The sequence below is a fragment of the Providencia sp. UF-183 genome (genome assembly GCF_058246155.1).
Genome location: NZ_JBSICD010000004.1, coordinates 227,975 through 247,273 on the forward strand (window position 1 = coordinate 227,975; position 19,299 = coordinate 247,273).

The window sequence follows — 19,299 nt, forward strand, 5'->3', positions numbered from 1 at the left end:
ACAGAATTTTGACCATAAATGATACTTTCTATGCTGTTTAAATATTAACACCTTATTGTTACTTAACCGAAATGAAACACGAAAAATGAGTGAGAATGCCTCGGAATAATTAAAATTAATTAAGTTTTAACAGTAAGGATAACACCTTATTAACTCAAAAAGTAAACACGTATGCGGCTAAATTGCTGTATGAATTTTTTTATTTAAAAAATGACTTTAGTGTTTGAAATGGACGTATTTGTTTATCGTTAAGTTAAATTGTTTTACTAAGCTAAAAATAAAAATGGTGATTTGTTGTTCATGAGAACATGGCACAACATAAAATTAATTCAAATAATCATTAACTAGGTTAATTCCAATGAAAGTTAAAAATCTTGCGCTATTAATGCTTTCTCCTTGCTATTTAGCAGTTACCATGGCAAATGCGAGCAACTGGGAAAATTCAATCAAAGAAAACTCATTTATTGCGGATTCAGAGTTAGAGCTGTCAACTCGTAATATGTGGAAATACCTGAAAACTGAAAACCGTTTCGATAAAGACGAAGGTCGTTATAGAAAGCAAGTTGCAAATGCTTGGGGTCAAAACTTCCAAGCTGATTTTACTTCAGGTTATTTTGCTGATGTGATTGGGTTTGATGCATCCTACTACGGCGGTATTAAATTAGGCGCAAGTAAAGACTTCGCCTCTCGTGCAATTTTATATAACGATGATGGCCATGCGAAAGGTTATAACAAAATTGGTCAGCGTTATGCCAAAGTAAAATTAGATTTAGAACCTGTTAAATTTAATGCGAAAGCAGGTTGGTTTACACTGAAAAACACGGGTATTTTCACGAACTCACAACGCCTTTCTTTAAACAGCTACAGTGGTTATTACACCAATACAGCCATTGATGATTGGAGCTTGGATTTATTATATCTCGACAAGAAAGTCATGCGTCGTGATAGCCCAAACATTGATGCAATGTATTTTACTGATGGTAATGGTGTAAAACACAACGTTAACCACGTGATCACGGGTGGCATTAACTACAATACAAAACCACTGAAAGTACATTATTTTTACGGTCAAGCTGACGATTTATTCCGTCAACAAGGTCTTGAAGCAAAATATAAGCTGACCTCTGACTTAACACTCGGCACACAAATTTATAATCATGAATACGGTAGTGACGGTAAACGTACTGAAACTAACGATGCAAAAGGCAAACGTAACTTTGACAAACGTGCATGGCACTATGCGGGAACCGCAGAATGGCGGGTACCAGAAACCCCATGGACACTTAGCACTGGTTTAACCTATACCCAAGCGAAAAAAGCAAACGGCGTTGGTCAATTTGCCCGTAACCCAATCGGCAACACCCGTGGTCGTTTTAACTCGCCAGCATACTCAGATATCGACTATGTTCGTGACGGTGAAACGATGATCGCGTTAGCTGCTGAATACCGTGTGAGCAAAGAACTGTCTGTAGGTGCGCGTACCAACTATTCAGAATTCAAATATGAAGGCGAAAGATTAAAACAAGGTCAATTTGGTCTATTCAGCTACTGGAAACCAACAGAAAACTTATCGGTTTCATTGAGCGGCGGTCTGGGTTGGCACCATCAGCAAGAAAACGACTATACCACACCAAAACTGTATGACGGCCACTCACGTCGTGCACACTCGTTGTCAGGTTCTATGACAACCACTTATCGCTTCAAAATGTAGTCGGCAGTTGAGTCCTGCTTAAAATAAAAGGGTTGAAAAATGAAACATAAAATTGGATTACTGACCGTTTTGATTTCGGGAGCGCTACTTGCAGGTTGTGCAACCAAAACGGCCGACACAGTGAAAGTGCAGGTTATTGGTATCAATGACTTCCACGGCGCATTACAAGCACCGGGCGATGGTAAATTAGGTGGCATCGAATCTATCGCGACTTTAGTTAACCAACTACGTGCACAAAACGATAAAACTATCGTGGTAGGTGCAGGTGACTTAGTCGGTGCGAGCCCATTATTGTCTTCTATGTTCTACGATGAGCCGACAATCGAAGCATTAAGCGCGATTGGTATGGAAACCAGTGCTGTAGGTAACCATGAGTTCGATAAAGGCAAAGAAGAGCTGCTGAGAAAACAAAACGGTGGCTGCCATCCGACCGCTGGTTGTGTGGGTAAAGATTCCTTTGCTGGCGCTGACTTTAACTACTTAGCGGCGAACGTAATTGTGAAGGAAACAGGCGAAACCCTGTTCCCATCTTACTTTATTAAAGAGTTTGATGGCATTCCGATGGCGTTTATTGGCCTAACATTAGAAGGTACACCGGCTATCGTGACACCAAGTGGTACCGCAGGTTTAGAGTTCAAAAATGAAGTCGAAACCATTAACAACCAAGTTAAATTGTTAAAAGCGAAGGGTATCAATAGCATCGGTGTTTTGATCCATGAAGGTGCGACCCAACAAGTCGATACTAAAGTCAAAGATATTAATCGTTGTGATAATATCAAAGGCCCAATTGTTGATATCGTTAATCAATTAGATGGCGCTGTTGATTTTGTGGTCAGTGGCCATACTCACCAAGCGTATAACTGTGAAATTAACGGTAAAACAGTTATTTCAGCCCAGTCTAACGGTACGTTGTTATCTCAGTTAAACATTGAGATTGATAGAAAAACAAAAGATATTGTTAGCATTAAAGCGAAAAATATTCCTGTTGAAACAAAACGTTATGAGAAAAACCCTGAGTTAACGACTTTCGTACAAAAATACGAAAAAATTGCGTTACCAATTTCGCAAGAAGTGATGGGTTCTCTGAGCGCGGATTCAGACAAGAAATTATTGTCTGGTGGGGATTCAACGCTAGGTAAAATCATTGCCGATGGCCAATTGTACGTTGCTTCTGCAAAAGATGCGGGTGGCGCACAAATCGCCTTCATGAACAGTGGTGGTATTCGTGCTGACATGAAAGCGGGTCAACAGACTTACGGTGATATCTTTACCGTTCAACCATTCTCTAACGTTGTGGTAACACAGTCCCTGACTGGTGCTCAAATTAAAAAAGCCCTTGAGCAACAATGGGATCGTGCGCGTCCACAAGTGATGCCAGTTTCTAAAGGTTTCTACTATGAGTGGGATGACAGTCGCGCAGTGGGCGATAAAGTTATCCAAAACTCAATCAAGTTAAATGGCAAACCATTAGACATGAAAAAAACCTACCGTGTTGCTGCTAATGAGTTCTTAGCAACGGGTGGTAGCCGTTTCTCAGCCTTCGATGAAGGTAAAGACCGTGTTTACAGCTTGCCAGATAACGAAGCATTAATGCAATACTTCAAAGATAACTCACCAGTTGCAGTCCCAACTGACGTGCGTATTAAAAAAATCAAATAACAAAAATTGATTTTTGAATAATTGAAACCCGAGGCGCTCAGCGTTTCGGTTTTTTGTTGTTTTTATTCATTCCGCTATCCCACCATACAAAGATAATCAATTGTCTGTCTTAAAATAAAAATGATACAATAATGATTCTCATTATCATTAAATAATGTGTGGATTTAATCATCTGATTGATATTAAACAGTTTCAAGCTGACTCGATTCATGCCCTGACAAAAAATGATTTGAAGAGGGTTGCCGATGCCTTGATAATCAATTAAATTGATGTAAATCAATATTTGGTATTACCAATAGACCAAGCGTGATATTCTAAATTTTCTCTCAAGAATAACGAGAGCGTTAATTATTGTTATCTAAGATTTTTATCACTAGAAACCTTAAATAACTTTAATATATTTGTTCGAGGAATTTATGACCTTATCTCAACCAAAAATCATCGTTGTCGGCGGTGGTGCGGGTGGCTTAGAGCTAGCAACACGTTTGGGCCGAAAATTAGGTAGAAAAAAACGTGCGCACATTACGCTTGTTGACCGTAACCCAAGTCATCTTTGGAAACCTTTGTTACACGAAGTGGCAACGGGTTCATTGGATGATGGTGTTGATGCGATTAGTTACTTAGCGCATGCAAGGCATAATGCATTCAATTTTCAGTTAGGTTCATTAACAAATATTGACCGTGAGAATAAAAAAATCGTGTTAGGCGAACTGCATGATAAGCACGGTGAGTTATTAGTACCTTTACGGGAATTGGAATACGATATTTTAGTGATGGCGCTGGGCAGTACATCAAGTGATTTTGGAACCCCGGGTGTGAAAGAGCACTGTATTTTCTTAGATAATCCGCATCAAGCTCACCGTTTTCATGATGAAATGTTAAATTTATTCCTACGCTATTCTGTGCGTGATAACGCAGAGGAAAAAGTGAATATTGCCATTGTTGGCGGCGGTGCGACAGGGGTTGAATTATCGGCAGAACTGTACAATGCCGTTGAGCAACTCACCAGCTACGGGTTTAAAGGGTTAGATACTGATGCCTTAAATGTGACGCTGGTTGAAGCGGGTGAACGTATTTTACCTGCATTACCACCGCGAATTTCAGGGGCGGCGCATCAAGAGCTGAATAAGCTAGGTGTCAATGTATTGACGAAAACTATGGTGACTAGCGCTGAGGCTGATGGGTTAAATACTAAAGAAGACGGTAAAATTCATGCAGATCTTATGGTGTGGGCTGCTGGCATAAAAGCGCCTGATTTTATGAAAGATATCGCAGGGTTAGAAACGAATCGAATTAATCAGCTAGTTGTTAAGCCTACGCTACAAACAACACTGGATGAGATGATTTTTGCCATCGGCGATTGTGCATCTTGCGCCAAACCCGAAGGGGGCTTTGTTCCTCCACGGGCACAGTCCGCACACCAAATGGCGAGCTTATGTTACGACAATATCCTTGCCATGATGAAAGATAAACCGCTTAAGGATTATATCTATAAAGATCATGGCTCGTTAGTGTCACTTTCGCGCTTTAGTACGGTGGGTAGCCTGATGGGCAATCTAATGCGTGGTGATATGATGGTGGAAGGGCGTATCGCTCGATTCGTTTATATTTCGTTATACCGTATGCATCAAATTGCACTGCACGGCTATATTAAAACGGGTTTAATGATGTTAGTCGGCAGTATTAATCGAATTATTCGCCCAAAACTTAAACTTCACTAATTTTACTCGTAGAAAGATAATTCTAAGTCACCACTGGTTATAATCTAGCCAGTGGTGTTGTCTTTAAGTTGCGAGGCGTGGGCAGAGAAAAGAGAGCACTGATGTAAAAAACGGGTTATTAGTTTTATTCACCTCATTTATTATCTACAAATATGGCTCTCTAGATCAATTCTCTTAATTGTTTAATCATTTAATATCATACAAGTATCATAGTTGATGATTGTATAGCATATTAATTTGTATTAAGTATTATTTAAAATGTATTAATTTAATTAAATACCATTAAATTAATTTGTTATTATTTTTTTATATAACGTTAAAATTGCAATGTTTTGATAAATTCATTTTAGTTTGTTGATATATGAATTTTTTTATTAGGGTTTACAGTGAATTTGAGTGCTCACAACTAGGTAGTTAGCATTTATAATGTATACATAAATAAAGAATTTATCATAGTATATTTGTTTGAAGTTAGGATAATTCTAAAAAAACGATATTTAGGTACGTAATTATCGAATTATCCAGTTCTATAGTTACAATATCTATATGGATATTAAAAAAAGGTGAATGCGGTGAAGCTAAAATTTAAGCTGTTGTTGGCGGCAGTCGCGGTTTGCCTTGTTGTTTTTGCTGTATCAGTGTTGGTCAAAGAGCCTGAAATTAAATTAGCTACAGTGCTCTCAGTTGAACCAATAAAAGAAAATCGCCTTGTCGAGTACGAAAATTGTACATTAACCGGTGTTCTTGGGTCGTTTAATCAGCAGTCGTTATCTCGTTTTCACCCAGCCCAAAACGAATGCAAGATGATTTTTATGATTGAAGCTCTGCAAGGTAAAGGCTTTCCTTCCTTATTTGACGACCGTAATAAAATCTGTGTGAACACACAAAAAATGGAACTGGTGGTGGTGGGTTATGATGTGGTTTATCAGATAGGTAAAACTATTGGTAAGGTTAGAACATCTTATGCCCCCTCGATTTTTATTCCATTAAATGATGACGGGCGTTTGGATTTACCCTCTTCAAATTCTATCTGCGAAACAGTACGTAGTGATGTTAAAGAACTTTTACCATTTTATTGCTTGCATCAAAATGAGTTGCCATTATCAAGCACATCAAACGTGTTGGAATTACAACAAAATAAAAATGCGTTAGGTTTTTTTGAATAAAATTAACGTGGTGTTCCGAAAGCAAAAAGGCTATCTAATGATAGCCTTTTTTAGTTGATTTAAAGAGGGTTAGGCAAGCAGATGTTCTTCAAAATCAGCGAGTAACTGCTTGATAAAATCTAGACGAGTCACTCTGTCAGATAAGTCATGGAAGAATTTCAAGCGTACAGGACCGTCTAAACGATAGGTTTTAGGTTGGTTTTGTAGCAGGCTAATTAAGAAACTTGGATCAACTTTATTTTTCTCACCAAATTCAATAAAACCGCCATTTTCATGCGCTTCGATACGTTTCACACCTAAAGATTGCGCTTGTAGGCGAATAGCTGCTGAGGTAAGTAGGAATTTCCCTGCATCAGGTAAACTACCAAAGCGGTCAATCAGTTCTGTACGCAATTCATTCAGCTCTTGGCTGTCTTTTGCACTTGCAATACGCTTATAAAATGAAAGGCGCATATTAACATCGTGAATATAATCATCTGGCAGCAAGACAGGCATTCGCAACTCAACTTCTGTTTGCTGGCTAGTTAAGTCTTCTAATGATGGCTCTCGCCCCTCTTTTAAGGCATCAACCGCACTTTCCAAGAGCTCCATATACAGCGTGAAGCCGATTGTGGTCATTTGCCCACTTTGATCTTCTCCAAGGAGTTCACCTGCACCGCGAATTTCAAGATCGTGTGTGGCAAGTGCAAAGCCTGCCCCTAAATCCTCTAAAGATGAAATCGCCTCAAGGCGTTTCTGTGCATCAGTAGTCATTGCCTTCGGATGAGGGGTCAGTAAATAAGCATAAGCTTGGTGATGAGAACGGCCGACACGGCCTCGTAATTGATGTAATTGCGCTAAACCGAAGTGGTCAGCACGCTCAATAATAATCGTGTTAGCGGTCGGGATATCGATACCGGTTTCAATTATGGTGGTGCAAATTAAAACGTTGAACCGTTGATGGTGGAAGTCTGTCATGACTCGCTCTAACTCGCGTTCACGCATTTGACCATGCCCCACGACAAACCGCGCTTCAGGGACTAACGTTTCGAGCCGTGCCTTGGCTTTTTCGATATTTTCTACATCATTGTACAAATAATAAACTTGTCCACCCCGTAAGGTTTCACGCAAAATCGCTTCACGAACGACGAGTTCATCATATTGACGAACAAAGGTTTTTACTGCTAAGCGACGTGCAGGTGGTGTTGCAATAATCGATAAATCCCGCATGCCACTCATCGCCATATTTAATGTTCGAGGTATAGGTGTTGCAGTTAGTGTTAAAATATCGACATCAGCCCGCATCGCTTTAATACGTTCCTTATGACGAACGCCAAATCGATGCTCTTCATCGACAACCAACAGGCCCAAATCTTTCCAGACAATATCGCTTTGCAATAATTTGTGTGTACCAATCAAGATATCCACTTTGCCATCTGCGGCATCAGCGATAATTTGTTGTTGCTCTTTTGCCGTTTTAAAGCGAGAAAGCATTTCGATACGAACGGGCCAGTTTGCAAACCTATCTCTAAAATTATCATAGTGTTGCTGAGCAAGAAGGGTGGTTGGAACTAACACTGCGACTTGCTTATTATTATTGATAGCAAGGAATGCAGCTCGCATCGCCACTTCAGTTTTACCAAAACCAACATCACCACAAACAAGCCTATCCATCGCCAATGGCTGGCACATGTCACTCAATACCGCATTAATCGCCATTTCTTGGTCTGGTGTCGTTTCAAAAGGGAAGCCTTGGCAAAATTCTTGGTATTGCTGTTTATCATGCTTGAAAGCAAAACCAGCTTTGGCTGCGCGTTGTGCATAAATATCAAGCAGTTCGGCTGCAACATCACGCACCTTTTCGGCCGCTTTTTGGCGAGCTCGCCCCCAACTGTCACTACCCAGTTTATGTAGCGGTGCATTTTCGTCAGCACCACCTGCATAACGGCTAATTAAATGCAGTGAGGAAACTGGCACGTATAGCTTGTCATTTCCTGCATAGGTCAGAATTAAATACTCAGCTTTAATCCCACCCGCCTCAAGTGTAATTAAACCCTGGTAGCGGCCCACACCGTGTTCAATATGAACGACAGGTTGCCCCGGACGCAGTTCTGCGAGATTGCGAATTAAGGTGTCCGTATTGATCGTGCGGCGGTTATCTGTACGGCGACGAACAACACGTTCGCCTAGTAGGTCACTTTCACAAATTAATGCTTTATTAGCATCTGATTGGATAAAACCGCGTTCTGCTGCACCAATAGTAATCGCGAAGCGTGAGGTGACTGGACTTGTATAGCTTTCAATAATTTCAGGGCGTATTTTTAACCGTGCTAATAACTCCGTTACCGTTTCACGGCGGCCTTCACTTTCCACAGAAAAAACGAGCGTGCCATCGAATTGCTCACTAAACTGGCGCAGCTTTTCTAATGGCGTCTTGCTTTGCCCTTGAGTGCTGATATCAGGTAGCGGCAAATAATCTAAATTGGTATTTGCTGCTTTTTTAGGTAGCGTTTCAGATGAAAGTTGAATACGCGGCCATTGTTTTAAATTTTGGTTAAGTTGTTCAACGGTCAGCCATAAATCCGCAGGAGGAAGCAGGGGGCGCATAGGGTCAACACCGCGGCTTTCATAACGCTGTTGAGTGTCAATTTGGAAACGCTCTGCGGCTTCTTGTAGATGTTGTGAAACAATCAGGCTTGAAGGTGGTAAATAGTCGAACAATGACGGCAGTGGCTGGGCAAAAAATAATGGCTGCCAATACTCAATCCCTGTCGGTAGGGTATTCTTGCTGACTTGTTGATAAATGTGTTCAGGGTCGCGGCGTACTTCAAAGCGCTCACGCCATTGGCTACGAAAACGTTCAATCGCGTCTTTGTCTGTTGGAAATTCGTGAGCTGGCAATAAATTGATACTCGCGACTTCTTCTAATGTCCTTTGGGTATCGACATCAAACGTGCGTAAGCTGTCAATTTCATCATCAAAGAAATCAATGCGAAAGGGGAGTGAGCTGCCCATTGGGAACAAATCAAGAAGAGCGCCCCGAGTTGCATATTCGCCGTGCTCTAATACTTGTTCCACATGGCGATAACCCGCTTTGTCTAACTCATCACGTAAATTGTCACGTGACAGTTTGTCACCTTTTGCCATAACGAGTGCGTGGCCCGTTAAGAAGTCAGGTGGACACACTTTTTGCATTAAGGTATTTACAGGGAGGATCAGTGCGCCTTTTTGCAAAGTGGGTAAACGGTAAAGTGTTGATAAACGATGAGAAATGATTTCTTGATGTGGGGAGAAATTATCGTAGGGTAATGTTTCCCAATCAGAAAGTGTCTCAATAGGGTAATGTGTGAATTGTTGGATTTCATCACGTAAGCGTAATGCATTTTGCATATCTCGCGTCACAATCACAACGGGCCCTTGATGACGTTGTATCATTTCTCCACATTCAAGTGCACCAGCAGCCCCGATGAGGCAACCTAAATGGCGAACATCGCCACTACGACTAGGGAGTTCATAACGAAATTTTGAGGACATAGAAATCTTTGGTATCTCACAGCGATTAGTTAGCAGTTAAACAAGCGTCAGAACAATAATAGACAGCCTTTATATGATTCATACTTAAATAAATTAACAGACAGTTAAACAGCAAAACGAACCGTAAAACAACCTGTTTTTGTCAGTAATTTGTCCGAAATTCAAACAAAAAAGAAATGAAAGAAGAAAAAAAACCGTTGAGTGGTTCCATTCATCAATCGTACCCTTTATTATCGCTGAACACTTCGCTTTGGCAACAGGGGCATTAAAGATTTCATGCACCAATCTGTCTCATTATTTATAGGTCTACGTTATTTGCGTGGACGCGCAGCGGATAAATTTGGGCGCTTTGTTTCCAGTTTATCGGCTATTGGTATCACTCTCGGTGTTACAGCTTTAATTACTGTGACATCAGTGATGAATGGTTTCGAGCGATCACTACAAGATAGCATACTTGCCTATATGCCGCAGGCTATTTTAACGTCACCATCCGGTAATATCGACCCATCAAAACACCCTATGTCTGACTTACAGCACCTGCAAGGTGTAAGTCGTATTGCGCCCATTGTTCAATCTGATGTGGTATTGCAAAGCCGTACGAATGTTGGCGTGGGGGTTATGGCGGGCATCGAACCTGATGCGGATTCATTGTTGCTGGATAAACTCATTAGTGGCAGTCGAAGCGACCTCAAAGAAGGGAGTTATAATGTCTTTTTGGGTAACAAACTTGCAGATACATTGGGTGTGAAGCGTGGTGATGATGTTCGTTTAATTATTCCAGGCGTTAGCCAGTTGACTCCAATGGGGCGTATTCCAAGCCAGCGTTTATTTACGGTTGCAGGTATTTTTCAAACCAACGGCGAAGCGGATACGAGTGAGCTAATTGTTTCTGCTCAAGATGCCGCAAGAATGCTGCGCTATCCTGTGGGAAACATTACGGGTTGGCGCTTATATTTAAATGAGCCATTACAAGTGGATACGCTCAGCAAGCAAATTTTGCCTGAGGGACTTGTGTGGACGGATTGGCGTGAGCGTAAAGGGGAGTTTTTCCAAGCTGTTCGTATGGAAAAAAATATGATGGGCTTGCTATTGAGCTTAATCATTGCGGTTGCTGCCTTTAATATTATCACCTCCCTTTCTTTATTAGTGATGGAAAAACAGGGCGAAGTGGCGATTTTAAAAACCCTCGGTTTAAAGCGCTGGCGTATTTTGGCGATTTTTATGATCCAAGGTGCGGGAGCAGGTATTATTGGTACGTTGATTGGTACGGTTTTAGGCACGCTTTTATCAAGTCAGCTTAATGTGATTATGCCGTTAATTGGGTTATTACCCAAAGGGGTTTCTTTGCCCATTGTACTTGATTATTCAGGTATTTTAATTATTGCAGTTTCTGCGATGCTTATTTCACTGCTTGCGACGCTGTATCCTTCTTGGCGCGCAGCCGCAGTTCAACCTGCCGAGGCTTTACGTTATGAATAAACAACCACTTCTTGTCTGCGAACATTTAAGCAAAACCTATCAAGAAGGTTCTTTGTCGACGCAAGTGTTGAAAAATGTCAGTTTCTCCATGGGGCAAGGGGAAATGATGGCGATTGTCGGTAGCTCGGGGTCAGGAAAAAGTACGTTATTGCATTTATTGGGTGGTTTAGATACACCATCGGAAGGCAATGTTATTTTCCGCGGTCAGCATATTAACCAGCTTTCATCTGATGAGCGTGCGGCTATCCGTAATAAAGATTTAGGTTTTATTTATCAGTTTCATCACCTTCTGCCTGATTTTACGGCACTTGAGAACGTCGCGATGCCTCTGTTGATAGGTGCTATGGCAAAAGAATCTGCATTCGCTAAGGCGAAAGAAATGCTGGAAGCAGTGGGGTTAGAACATCGGGCAGATCATCGTCCTTCTGAGTTATCGGGTGGGGAGCGTCAACGTGTTGCGATTGCAAGAGCATTGGTGAATGAACCTGCGCTTGTGCTGGCGGATGAACCGACGGGGAACCTTGATTTACGCAATGCGGATGCGATTTTTGAGTTATTGGGTGAATTAAATCGTACACAACGCACCGCATTTTTAGTGGTTACCCATGACATGACATTGGCGCGTCGTTTATCACGCCAGTTGGAAATGCGTGATGGTCATTTACAGCAGGAAATCACGTTGGGGGCTCGGTGATGTCTAAATTGCCACTTACGCTCTTAGCTGCGCTGCGGTTTAGCCGAGGGCGCCGACGTACAGGTATGGTGTCTTTAGTGTCGATTGTCTCGACGCTGGGGATTGTGCTCGGTGTTGCAGTACTGATTATAGGCCTAAGCGCCATGAATGGTTTTGAACGTGAGCTGAACAATCGCGTATTGTCCGTTGTCCCTCACGGGCAAATCTACGCGGTAAAACCACCTTATAAAGATTGGGACTTTGCTGAGCAAGTGATCCGCAAAACGCCCGGAGTTGAAGGTGTTAGCCCATATGTGAATTTTACGGGGCTGCTTGAACGCGGTGCAAACTTAAAAGCTATTCAAGTAATGGGTGTATCTCCTGAAACGCAGTCACAAGTCAGTGCCTTGCCGCAATTTGTCTTAAATGATGCTTGGAAAAATTTTGCAGCAGGTAATCAATCGATTATTTTAGGGCAAGGCGTGGCTGATGCGTTGAATGTGAAACAAGGGGATTGGGTGACAATCATGATCCCCAACACCGATGAAAGTTTAAAGATCCAACAGCCTAAACGTATTCGTGTACAAGTCGAGGGGATTTTTAAACTCAGTGGTTTACTTGACCACCAATTGGCACTAGTGCCATTAGCAGACGCACAGCAATATTTAGATTACGGCGATGGCATAAGTGGTTTTGAAATTAAAGCGACAGATCCTTTTGAGGCCGATAAGGTCGTCTACGATGCAGGTTTAAAAACCATGCACCATGTCATTGTAAAAAGCTGGATTGGCGATTATGGCTATATGTACAATGATATTCAAATGGTGCGTAGTATCATGTACTTAGCGATGATTTTGGTTATCGGCGTTGCATGTTTTAATATTGTATCAACGCTGGTCATGGCGGTTAAAGATAAAAGCAGTGATATTGCTGTACTGCGGACTCTTGGTGCGAAGGACAGGCAAATTCGTGCCATTTTTTTATGGTACGGTTTACTCGGCGGTTTAGTTGGTTCCCTGATTGGTGTCGTACTTGGCGTATTGGTCTCTGTTAATTTAACGACCATTATTAAAGGGTTAGAGGCTGTTTTAGGTCATCCAATTCTTTCAGGGGATGTGTATTTTATTGACTTCTTACCGTCTGAACTTCACATTATGGATGTGGTTTATGTATTAATCACAACCGTTATTTTGAGCTTGCTGGCTAGTTGGTATCCAGCTCGTCGAGCCAGTAAATTAGACCCCGCTCGTATTTTAAGTGGTCAGTAGTTTTAGTATCAATGCCAGCGTATCTATTTCACTAAGGTGTAAGGTACGTTGGCATTTTTTCTTATTCTTTTTCTAAAAACATCTGTTTATAGCTGCGTTTTTCAATCATTTCTTCTGTAAAACCATACCCTTTAGCTACAGACATTAATCTTTGATAGTAGTGCCCAAGTAAGCTTTCATCATCCGTCATAATGGCAAATTCAGCAAACCAACCGATGCCATCAAGGTGGTCAACTGTTATGTGGACATCCCCGAGAAAATAAATACTGCGGATTTTTGTCGTTGTTAAATGACAATAATAACCTAAAGTCACTAACATATTTTGCACATGTTGGCAGTCATCAATATTAATGGCTTTGCATTCTGAAGAAGAAGGGCCTTTGACTATCCACAGTTTGATGCCAGATGGCACCATTTCACGAACACACATACTAATATTATTGTTTGAAAGGGGAAGGTTAGTGTTTTCATAGAAGTAATCTGTTTCTGAATTATTTTCAGTAAACGGTTCAGCGTGGTCAGCTTTGATTTTTTGTAGGAATACAGCGTGATCTGTTAAACGAAACTTAATTTCTGCTTCATATTTACCCACGAAATGTTCGCTCATATCAACTTCCTTATTATGCCGTCATATTATTTAGGGTAATCGTAGCATAACAGGGAGAATGGCATCGCGTTAAAGGTGTGATAAAAATGAGAAGGCGCCTACTCTTCACATGAAAAATAGGCACAACAACAGTTTGAATTATTTTTTTGTCATCTTATCTAAGTAGCCCATGACAAAGGCAGAGAGTACAAAGGTGAGATGAATAATGACGTACCACATGAGTTTGTCATTTTCGACACTTTTTAAATCCATAAAGATTTTAAGCAAATGAATAGATGAAATCGCCACAATTGAAGCGGCAACTTTATTTTTTAGGGAAGAGGCATCCATCTTGCCTAACCAGCCTAGTTTCTCGCTGCTATCAGGAATATCCATTTGAGAAACAAAGTTTTCATAGCCAGAAAACATCACCATGACCAATAGGCCACCGACTAGCGCCATATCAATCAATGAGAGCAGCGTGAGGATCAAGTCAGCTTCAGGAATGGACAAGATATTCGGTAAAATATGGTAGAGTTCTTGGAAGAACTTAATCGTTAAAGCTAATAGTGTCAGTGAAAGCCCAAAATAAATAGGCGCTAAGATCCAACGTGAAGCATACATTGCTCTTTCGAAAAACTTTTCCATGAAACCCCTTTAAGTGATGAATTAATACCGCAGTAAATCTGCGGTGCATATCTTAACTGCATGAGGCATCATCAAGAAAGGTTTTTTTATTGTTTTACAGTTGTGCGATTTTTGTGGCTCAATCATGAGAAAATGATGAAATATTTATGATAAAAAGGTGACAAAATCGATACCCTCGATATTTTTATTTGCATTCATCAGTGTGATGCGCTCTAGTGTATTAATATTTAAATAATATAGAAAAGTCGTGTATTAACAGGGGCAGTTTTCAATTTACTGTCTAGATTGTTATGCATTGGTTGCATGGATGAAGGGAAGTTTTTGATGTTGCGATATCGTCATAGACTAAAAAAAGCGCGTAAAAATAAGTGTGTACGTCGGCAGCGGCTCCGCAACCGGTCTTTTTATATAGATAACAGACTTAACGATATGAAAAAAGTGAATATTGTCGTATTAACGGGTGCAGGTATTTCAGCTGAGTCAGGCATTCAAACATTCCGCTCAGCGGATGGGTTGTGGGAGGAACACCGTGTTGAGGATGTTGCTACTCCAGAAGGTTTTGAGCGAAACCCTCAACTCGTACAGCGTTTTTATAATGAAAGGCGCAAACAACTTCAGCAGGAAAATATCAAACCCAACGCAGCACACTTTGCGTTAGCACAACTGGAAGAGTTACTGGGTGATCGCTTTTTATTGATCACACAAAATATTGATAATTTGCATGAAAGGGCGGGAAGCAAACGCATTGTTCATATGCATGGCGAATTATTAAAAGTGCGTTGTAATTGGTCCAACCAAGTTTTGGAATGGAAAGGGGATTTGACCACAGAAGATCGTTGCCATTGCTGTCAATTTCCACAGCCGCTAAGGCCACATATCGTCTGGTTTGGTGAAATGCCCATTGGTATGGATTATATTTACCAATCCCTTGAAAGTGCGACAATTTTTATTTCTATCGGTACTTCTGGGCATGTCTATCCAGCTGCGGGTTTTGTTCATGAAGCGAAATTACATGGTGCGCATACGGTTGAGCTGAACCTAGAGCCAAGCCAAGTCGAAAGTGAGTTTGATGAAAAACATTATGGGTTGGCAAGTCTGGTGGTGGTGGAATATATCAATCAGTTGATCATGGAATTGCAGGTTAAAGACACCGCACAATAAAAATAAGGGAAACGAGGGTTTCCCTTTTTAATTGCTTTTCTGTAAGCCTAAGTTAAACGTTTTCATCCATCATGGCAGGCATTGTAATTTCTTTCACACAGGTTGCATTACTGGTGCTGAGTATAAAACGAACAGCATTAACCACATCCTGTAGTGGAATTAATTGGCCTCCACTTTGTTCAATCACATCATCTACAGGCAAAGATAACGGATATTCAGTTGCCAAATAACCGAGGTTTAGTATCGAAATAGCAATTTTATCTTCTCTTAAGGTTTCCCTTAATGACTGAACAATGCCTCTAAGGGCATATTTTGTCGCTGAAAAGGTGACTTCTTTACCTTTATGGTTATCTAGCCCCCATGTAGAGCCAATTAAAATAATTTTGCTATTTTTTGCTAATCGCAAATTGGGTAGTAATGCTTTCAAATTGAGCAAGCAAGCACTGATATTGGTTTGGATCATATTCAGTATTTCAATATCATCGCTTGTTTCAAACTGGTATTCATCACTAAACGCGAGTTTTTCCCAGATTCCAACATTATAAATTAAGGTATTGATGGGCTGCTGCTTAATAGTATCTTTAATTATGTTAGCGGACTGATTATCGCTTAAATCTGCGGGGATCCAATGAAAGTTGGCCTGCTCGAATGGTGGTTTGGAGCGTGAAACGCCATAAATAATGTCGTTAGGACTAGGTACACCTTCAACGAGCGCCTTACCTAATCCTTTACTAACACCATAAATTAAACAAGTATTTGACATAATATCCTTAATTACTCAGAAATAAATTGATGTTATTTATTTGCTAAATGCCAAGTAAATAATTATTTACCTTGTATAGCACAGTTGTTTAAAAAATTATTGGTTAATAATGCAGTTGTTGATTAACAGTTAACTTAATTTGACACTTTAGGTAAGAAACAAATAAATCATTTTCGACTAAATAATACTCATAGGGTATTACCCTTATTATTTATGAGTACTTTTGTGAATAAAATGCCAACCGTTGTAAAAAATAAAACACGTGAATTAAATATAATTTACGAATTATCATAAAAAAGCATCAGCAATAACCGCAAAGCTGATTTGAAACAATAATTGAATCTGTGATCTTTCCCATAATATAGTTATTGATATTTTAGGGGGATGGGTATGGACAAACTCTTGGAGCGGTTTTTTGAATATACTGCTTTTGATACACAATCAAAACCGAATGCAAAAACAGTACCTAGCAGCACAGGCCAGCTAAAATTTGCCCGCGCACTAGCCAAAGAACTCAATGAATTAGGATTTGAACAGGTGACATTAACCGACCAAGGTTGCTTGATGGCCTCTTTGCCATCAAACGTTGATTGGGATGTTCCTACGATTGGATTTATTTCTCATTTAGACACAGCACCTGATTTTTCGGGTAAAAATGTTTGCCCTCAAGTCTTAGAGAACTACCGAGGTGGTGATATTGCACTAGGTATTGGTGACGAAGTTTTATCACCAGTCATGTTCCCTGTACTGCATGAAATGATTAGCAAAACATTGATCATGACTGACGGTAAAACGTTACTAGGAGCAGATGATAAAGCGGGGATTGCTGAAATAATTACGGCTCTCGTGCGTTTAAAAGGCAATAATGTCCCTCATGGCAAAGTGTGTATAGCGTTTACACCCGATGAAGAAATTGGCCGTGGTGCTCGTCATATTGATTTTAAACAGTTTGATGCATTATGGGCTTACACCGTTGATGGTGGTGGTGTGGGTGAATTAGAGTATGAAAACTTTAATGCGGCAAATGTTGGGATAAAAATTGTGGGTAACAATACTCATCCCGGCACGGCAAAAGGGGTGATGGTCAATGCACTCAATTTAGCTAATCGTATTCACTCCATGTTACCTGCGGACGAAATACCTGAAAATACAGAAGGGTATGAAGGCTTTTATCATTTAACATCGATTAAAGGGACGGTTGAGAAAGCGGAAATAAACTATATTATTCGTGATTTTGATCTCGCCAGTTTTGAAGCAAGAAAGAAAAATATTATTCGTATTGCTGAAAAGGTAGGGGAAAACCTGCACCCAAGTTGCTATATCGAGCTGACATTAGACGATACATACTACAACATGCATAGAGAAGTGATGAAGTATCCACATGTTGTTGAATTAGCTAAACAGGCCATGATTGATTGTGGTATTGAGCCTATTGTTCAACCCATTCGTGGCGGAACAGATGGCGCTCAGTTGTCGCATCGTGGTTTGCCTTGTCCAAATATTTTCACCGGTGGGTATAATTTTCATAGTAAACATGAATTTATTACTCAAGAAGGTATGGAACAGGCAGTAGATGTTATTATACGGATTGCAGAACTGACTGCTATTCATGCAAAACAGCAATAATATTTAAATCGGGTAAAAATACGCTCAGTACATCATTTCTGGGCGTTTTTTGTGGCTTAATATTAAAAAAGCTCATCAGTATGATGAGCTTTTGAATAATAAATAACGTTAAACTTGTGATTTAATCATCAAAGTACCAGTAACCGTTATTCACTAAAGCAGTCATCAGTGCAATGAAATTGACATCATCAATAGCATCACCCAGAGTTTGGCAGTTAACGGAGTCATAACGGCACAGGCTATCAGCCGCTTCATAGCAGGTGGTTTCTAAGCATTCACCGTTTACAAAGAACTGATCGCCAACACGTAATGCCCTGAGCCCATTGAGTTTATATAAGGTCTCTTCCTGCGTTTTCAGCAAGTCATATATTTCATCGTGCTCATAAGGCGGCTCAGGTGGTGCAATATCTAATTCATGACGAGATTGAGAAATAAACTCACCTAACCATTTGCGGAACAAATCAGGGTCGTTAATCAGTGACTCCATCATTTCACGCAGTTTGATTTGCTCGCCCTGTAATATCTCAGCAGGGTTATCACGGAACGATAAATCAGGATCGCTGTAGCGATAGCTGCCTAAATCATTCGAAATTAAATGGTCAGCAAAGCTGCTCATGAGTTCACGAGTATTCGGCGCGCGGAAGCCAACAGAATAGTTTAATGAGGGCTCAATAGCATAGCCTTCGTGTGGGAACCCCGGTGGGATATACAGGATATCACCGGGTTCCATCTCTTCATCAATGATGGCGTCAAAAGGTTGTACTTGCAGAAGATCAGGGTGAGGGCAATGCTGTTTCATTGGGATCTTTTCCCCAACACGCCAACGGCGACGGCCTTCTCCTTGAATGATAAATACGTCGTATTGGTCAAGGTGAGGACCAACACCGCCACCAGGTACGGAATAAGAAATCATCAAGTCATCCATACGCCAGTCGGATAATACGCGAAATGGCTTCATTAAGGCTGCACTTGGATGATGCCAATGGTCCACAGCTTGCACCAACACAGACCAGTTCTCTTCACCGAGGTGATCATAGCTTTCAAATGGGCCATGGGCTACTTGCCAAATTCCCTCTTTATGGCTGACTAAACGGCTATCAACCTCATCTTCCATCGCCAAACCAGCAAGTTCGTCTGGTGAGATAGGATCAATAAAACGCGCGAACCCTTTTTTGATAAGCAGTGGGCGCTTCTGCCAATGACTGTCGAGAAAACTCTGCCAGTCAAGATTGAGTGTATAATCCATCTTATTGTCCCTAGTAAAAAACTTCTTAAATAGTATACCTGAAACGCTTTGCAAAGTAGGGGCTAAACGGACTCACATC

General features: G+C 40.8%; 14 protein-coding genes. 9 read left to right on the forward strand and 5 right to left on the reverse strand.

The annotated features are described in order from the left end of the window. The first annotated feature begins 358 nt into the window (after positions 1-358). From AC4IFT_RS05335 to umoD, 4 genes are all read left to right on the forward strand, one after another. Positions 359-1,711 (forward strand): OprD family outer membrane porin, encoded by a 1,353-nt coding sequence (locus AC4IFT_RS05335; protein WP_490750778.1) that lies wholly within the window; start codon positions 359-361, stop codon positions 1,709-1,711. A 39-nt stretch (positions 1,712-1,750) separates the two neighbouring features. Beyond that, on the forward strand, positions 1,751-3,370 hold the full coding sequence (locus AC4IFT_RS05340; protein WP_490731094.1) for a bifunctional metallophosphatase/5'-nucleotidase: 1,620 nt from the start codon (positions 1,751-1,753) through the stop codon (positions 3,368-3,370). Between the two features lie 416 nt (positions 3,371-3,786). Continuing rightward, positions 3,787-5,091 (forward strand): NAD(P)/FAD-dependent oxidoreductase, encoded by a 1,305-nt coding sequence (locus AC4IFT_RS05345; RefSeq protein ID WP_490750779.1) that lies wholly within the window; start codon positions 3,787-3,789, stop codon positions 5,089-5,091. A gap of 572 nt (positions 5,092-5,663) precedes the next feature. After that, on the forward strand, positions 5,664-6,257 hold the full coding sequence (umoD, locus tag AC4IFT_RS05350; protein WP_490731090.1) for a UmoD family flagellar biogenesis regulator: 594 nt from the start codon (positions 5,664-5,666) through the stop codon (positions 6,255-6,257). A gap of 69 nt (positions 6,258-6,326) precedes the next feature. Here the strand turns inward: umoD and mfd are convergent, their stop codons facing one another. Then, entirely contained in the window at positions 6,327-9,770 is a 3,444-nt protein-coding gene (gene mfd / locus AC4IFT_RS05355; RefSeq protein WP_490750780.1) for a transcription-repair coupling factor, read from the reverse strand. A gap of 276 nt (positions 9,771-10,046) precedes the next feature. Between mfd and lolC the strand changes: the two genes are divergently transcribed. The 3 genes from lolC to lolE are packed head-to-tail and all read left to right on the forward strand — an operon-like array spanning position 10,047 to position 13,190. Continuing rightward, positions 10,047-11,249, forward strand: coding sequence for a lipoprotein-releasing ABC transporter permease subunit LolC (gene lolC / locus AC4IFT_RS05360; protein ID WP_490750781.1), 1,203 nt, complete (start codon positions 10,047-10,049; stop codon positions 11,247-11,249). Then, positions 11,242-11,943, forward strand: coding sequence for a lipoprotein-releasing ABC transporter ATP-binding protein LolD (lolD, locus tag AC4IFT_RS05365; RefSeq protein ID WP_490750782.1), 702 nt, complete (start codon positions 11,242-11,244; stop codon positions 11,941-11,943). Before lolC ends, lolD begins: the two co-directional genes overlap by 8 nt. Next, a complete protein-coding gene (lolE, locus tag AC4IFT_RS05370) occupies positions 11,943-13,190 on the forward strand; it encodes a lipoprotein-releasing ABC transporter permease subunit LolE (RefSeq protein WP_490731082.1) in 1,248 nt (415 codons plus the stop codon). The genes lolD and lolE overlap by 1 nt, the downstream gene beginning before the upstream one ends. Before the next feature lie 61 nt (positions 13,191-13,251). Here the strand turns inward: lolE and AC4IFT_RS05375 are convergent, their stop codons facing one another. Both AC4IFT_RS05375 and AC4IFT_RS05380 read right to left on the reverse strand, forming a co-directional pair. Next, entirely contained in the window at positions 13,252-13,797 is a 546-nt protein-coding gene (locus AC4IFT_RS05375) for a class IV adenylate cyclase (protein ID WP_490731080.1), read from the reverse strand. A 138-nt stretch (positions 13,798-13,935) separates the two neighbouring features. Continuing rightward, a complete protein-coding gene (locus tag AC4IFT_RS05380; RefSeq protein WP_219247404.1) occupies positions 13,936-14,424 on the reverse strand; it encodes a TIGR00645 family protein in 489 nt (162 codons plus the stop codon). Between the two features lie 327 nt (positions 14,425-14,751). On the opposite strand from AC4IFT_RS05380, the gene cobB reads away from it, so the two are divergent. Next, entirely contained in the window at positions 14,752-15,585 is an 834-nt protein-coding gene (gene cobB, locus AC4IFT_RS05385; RefSeq protein WP_490750811.1) for a Sir2 family NAD+-dependent deacetylase, read from the forward strand. 52 nt (positions 15,586-15,637) lie between these two features. On the opposite strand, the gene AC4IFT_RS05390 is transcribed toward cobB, so the two are convergent. After that, positions 15,638-16,348 (reverse strand): SDR family oxidoreductase, encoded by a 711-nt coding sequence (locus tag AC4IFT_RS05390; protein WP_490731078.1) that lies wholly within the window; start codon positions 16,346-16,348, stop codon positions 15,638-15,640. Positions 16,349-16,738: 390 nt separating this feature from the next. Here AC4IFT_RS05390 and pepT point away from each other — a divergent pair, with 390 nt between their 5' ends. Next, positions 16,739-17,974, forward strand: a complete 1,236-nt coding sequence (gene pepT, locus AC4IFT_RS05395) for a peptidase T (protein WP_490750783.1) — start codon at positions 16,739-16,741, stop codon at positions 17,972-17,974. Positions 17,975-18,095: 121 nt separating this feature from the next. On the opposite strand, the gene AC4IFT_RS05400 is transcribed toward pepT, so the two are convergent. After that, on the reverse strand, positions 18,096-19,220 hold the full coding sequence (locus AC4IFT_RS05400; RefSeq protein ID WP_490731074.1) for a ribosomal protein uL16 3-hydroxylase: 1,125 nt from the start codon (positions 19,218-19,220) through the stop codon (positions 18,096-18,098). Positions 19,221-19,299: the final 79 nt, after the last annotated feature.

Bases quoted from the DNA above. Each gene is read 5' to 3' on its own strand.
- AC4IFT_RS05380 (WP_219247404.1), bottom strand. From the start codon at position 14,424: ATGGAAAAGTTTTTCGAAAGAGCAATGTATGCTTCACGTTGGATCTTA.
- AC4IFT_RS05340 (WP_490731094.1), top strand. From the start codon at position 1,751: ATGAAACATAAAATTGGATTACTGACCGTTTTGATTTCGGGAGCGCTA.
- AC4IFT_RS05345 (WP_490750779.1), top strand. From the start codon at position 3,787: ATGACCTTATCTCAACCAAAAATCATCGTTGTCGGCGGTGGTGCGGGT.
- mfd (WP_490750780.1), bottom strand. From the start codon at position 9,770: ATGTCCTCAAAATTTCGTTATGAACTCCCTAGTCGTAGTGGCGATGTT.
- AC4IFT_RS05390 (WP_490731078.1), bottom strand. From the start codon at position 16,348: ATGTCAAATACTTGTTTAATTTATGGTGTTAGTAAAGGATTAGGTAAG.
- AC4IFT_RS05335 (WP_490750778.1), top strand. From the start codon at position 359: ATGAAAGTTAAAAATCTTGCGCTATTAATGCTTTCTCCTTGCTATTTA.
- lolD (WP_490750782.1), top strand. From the start codon at position 11,242: ATGAATAAACAACCACTTCTTGTCTGCGAACATTTAAGCAAAACCTAT.
- AC4IFT_RS05400 (WP_490731074.1), bottom strand. From the start codon at position 19,220: ATGGATTATACACTCAATCTTGACTGGCAGAGTTTTCTCGACAGTCAT.
- AC4IFT_RS05375 (WP_490731080.1), bottom strand. From the start codon at position 13,797: ATGAGCGAACATTTCGTGGGTAAATATGAAGCAGAAATTAAGTTTCGT.
- lolC (WP_490750781.1), top strand. From the start codon at position 10,047: ATGCACCAATCTGTCTCATTATTTATAGGTCTACGTTATTTGCGTGGA.
- lolE (WP_490731082.1), top strand. From the start codon at position 11,943: ATGTCTAAATTGCCACTTACGCTCTTAGCTGCGCTGCGGTTTAGCCGA.
- pepT (WP_490750783.1), top strand. From the start codon at position 16,739: ATGGACAAACTCTTGGAGCGGTTTTTTGAATATACTGCTTTTGATACA.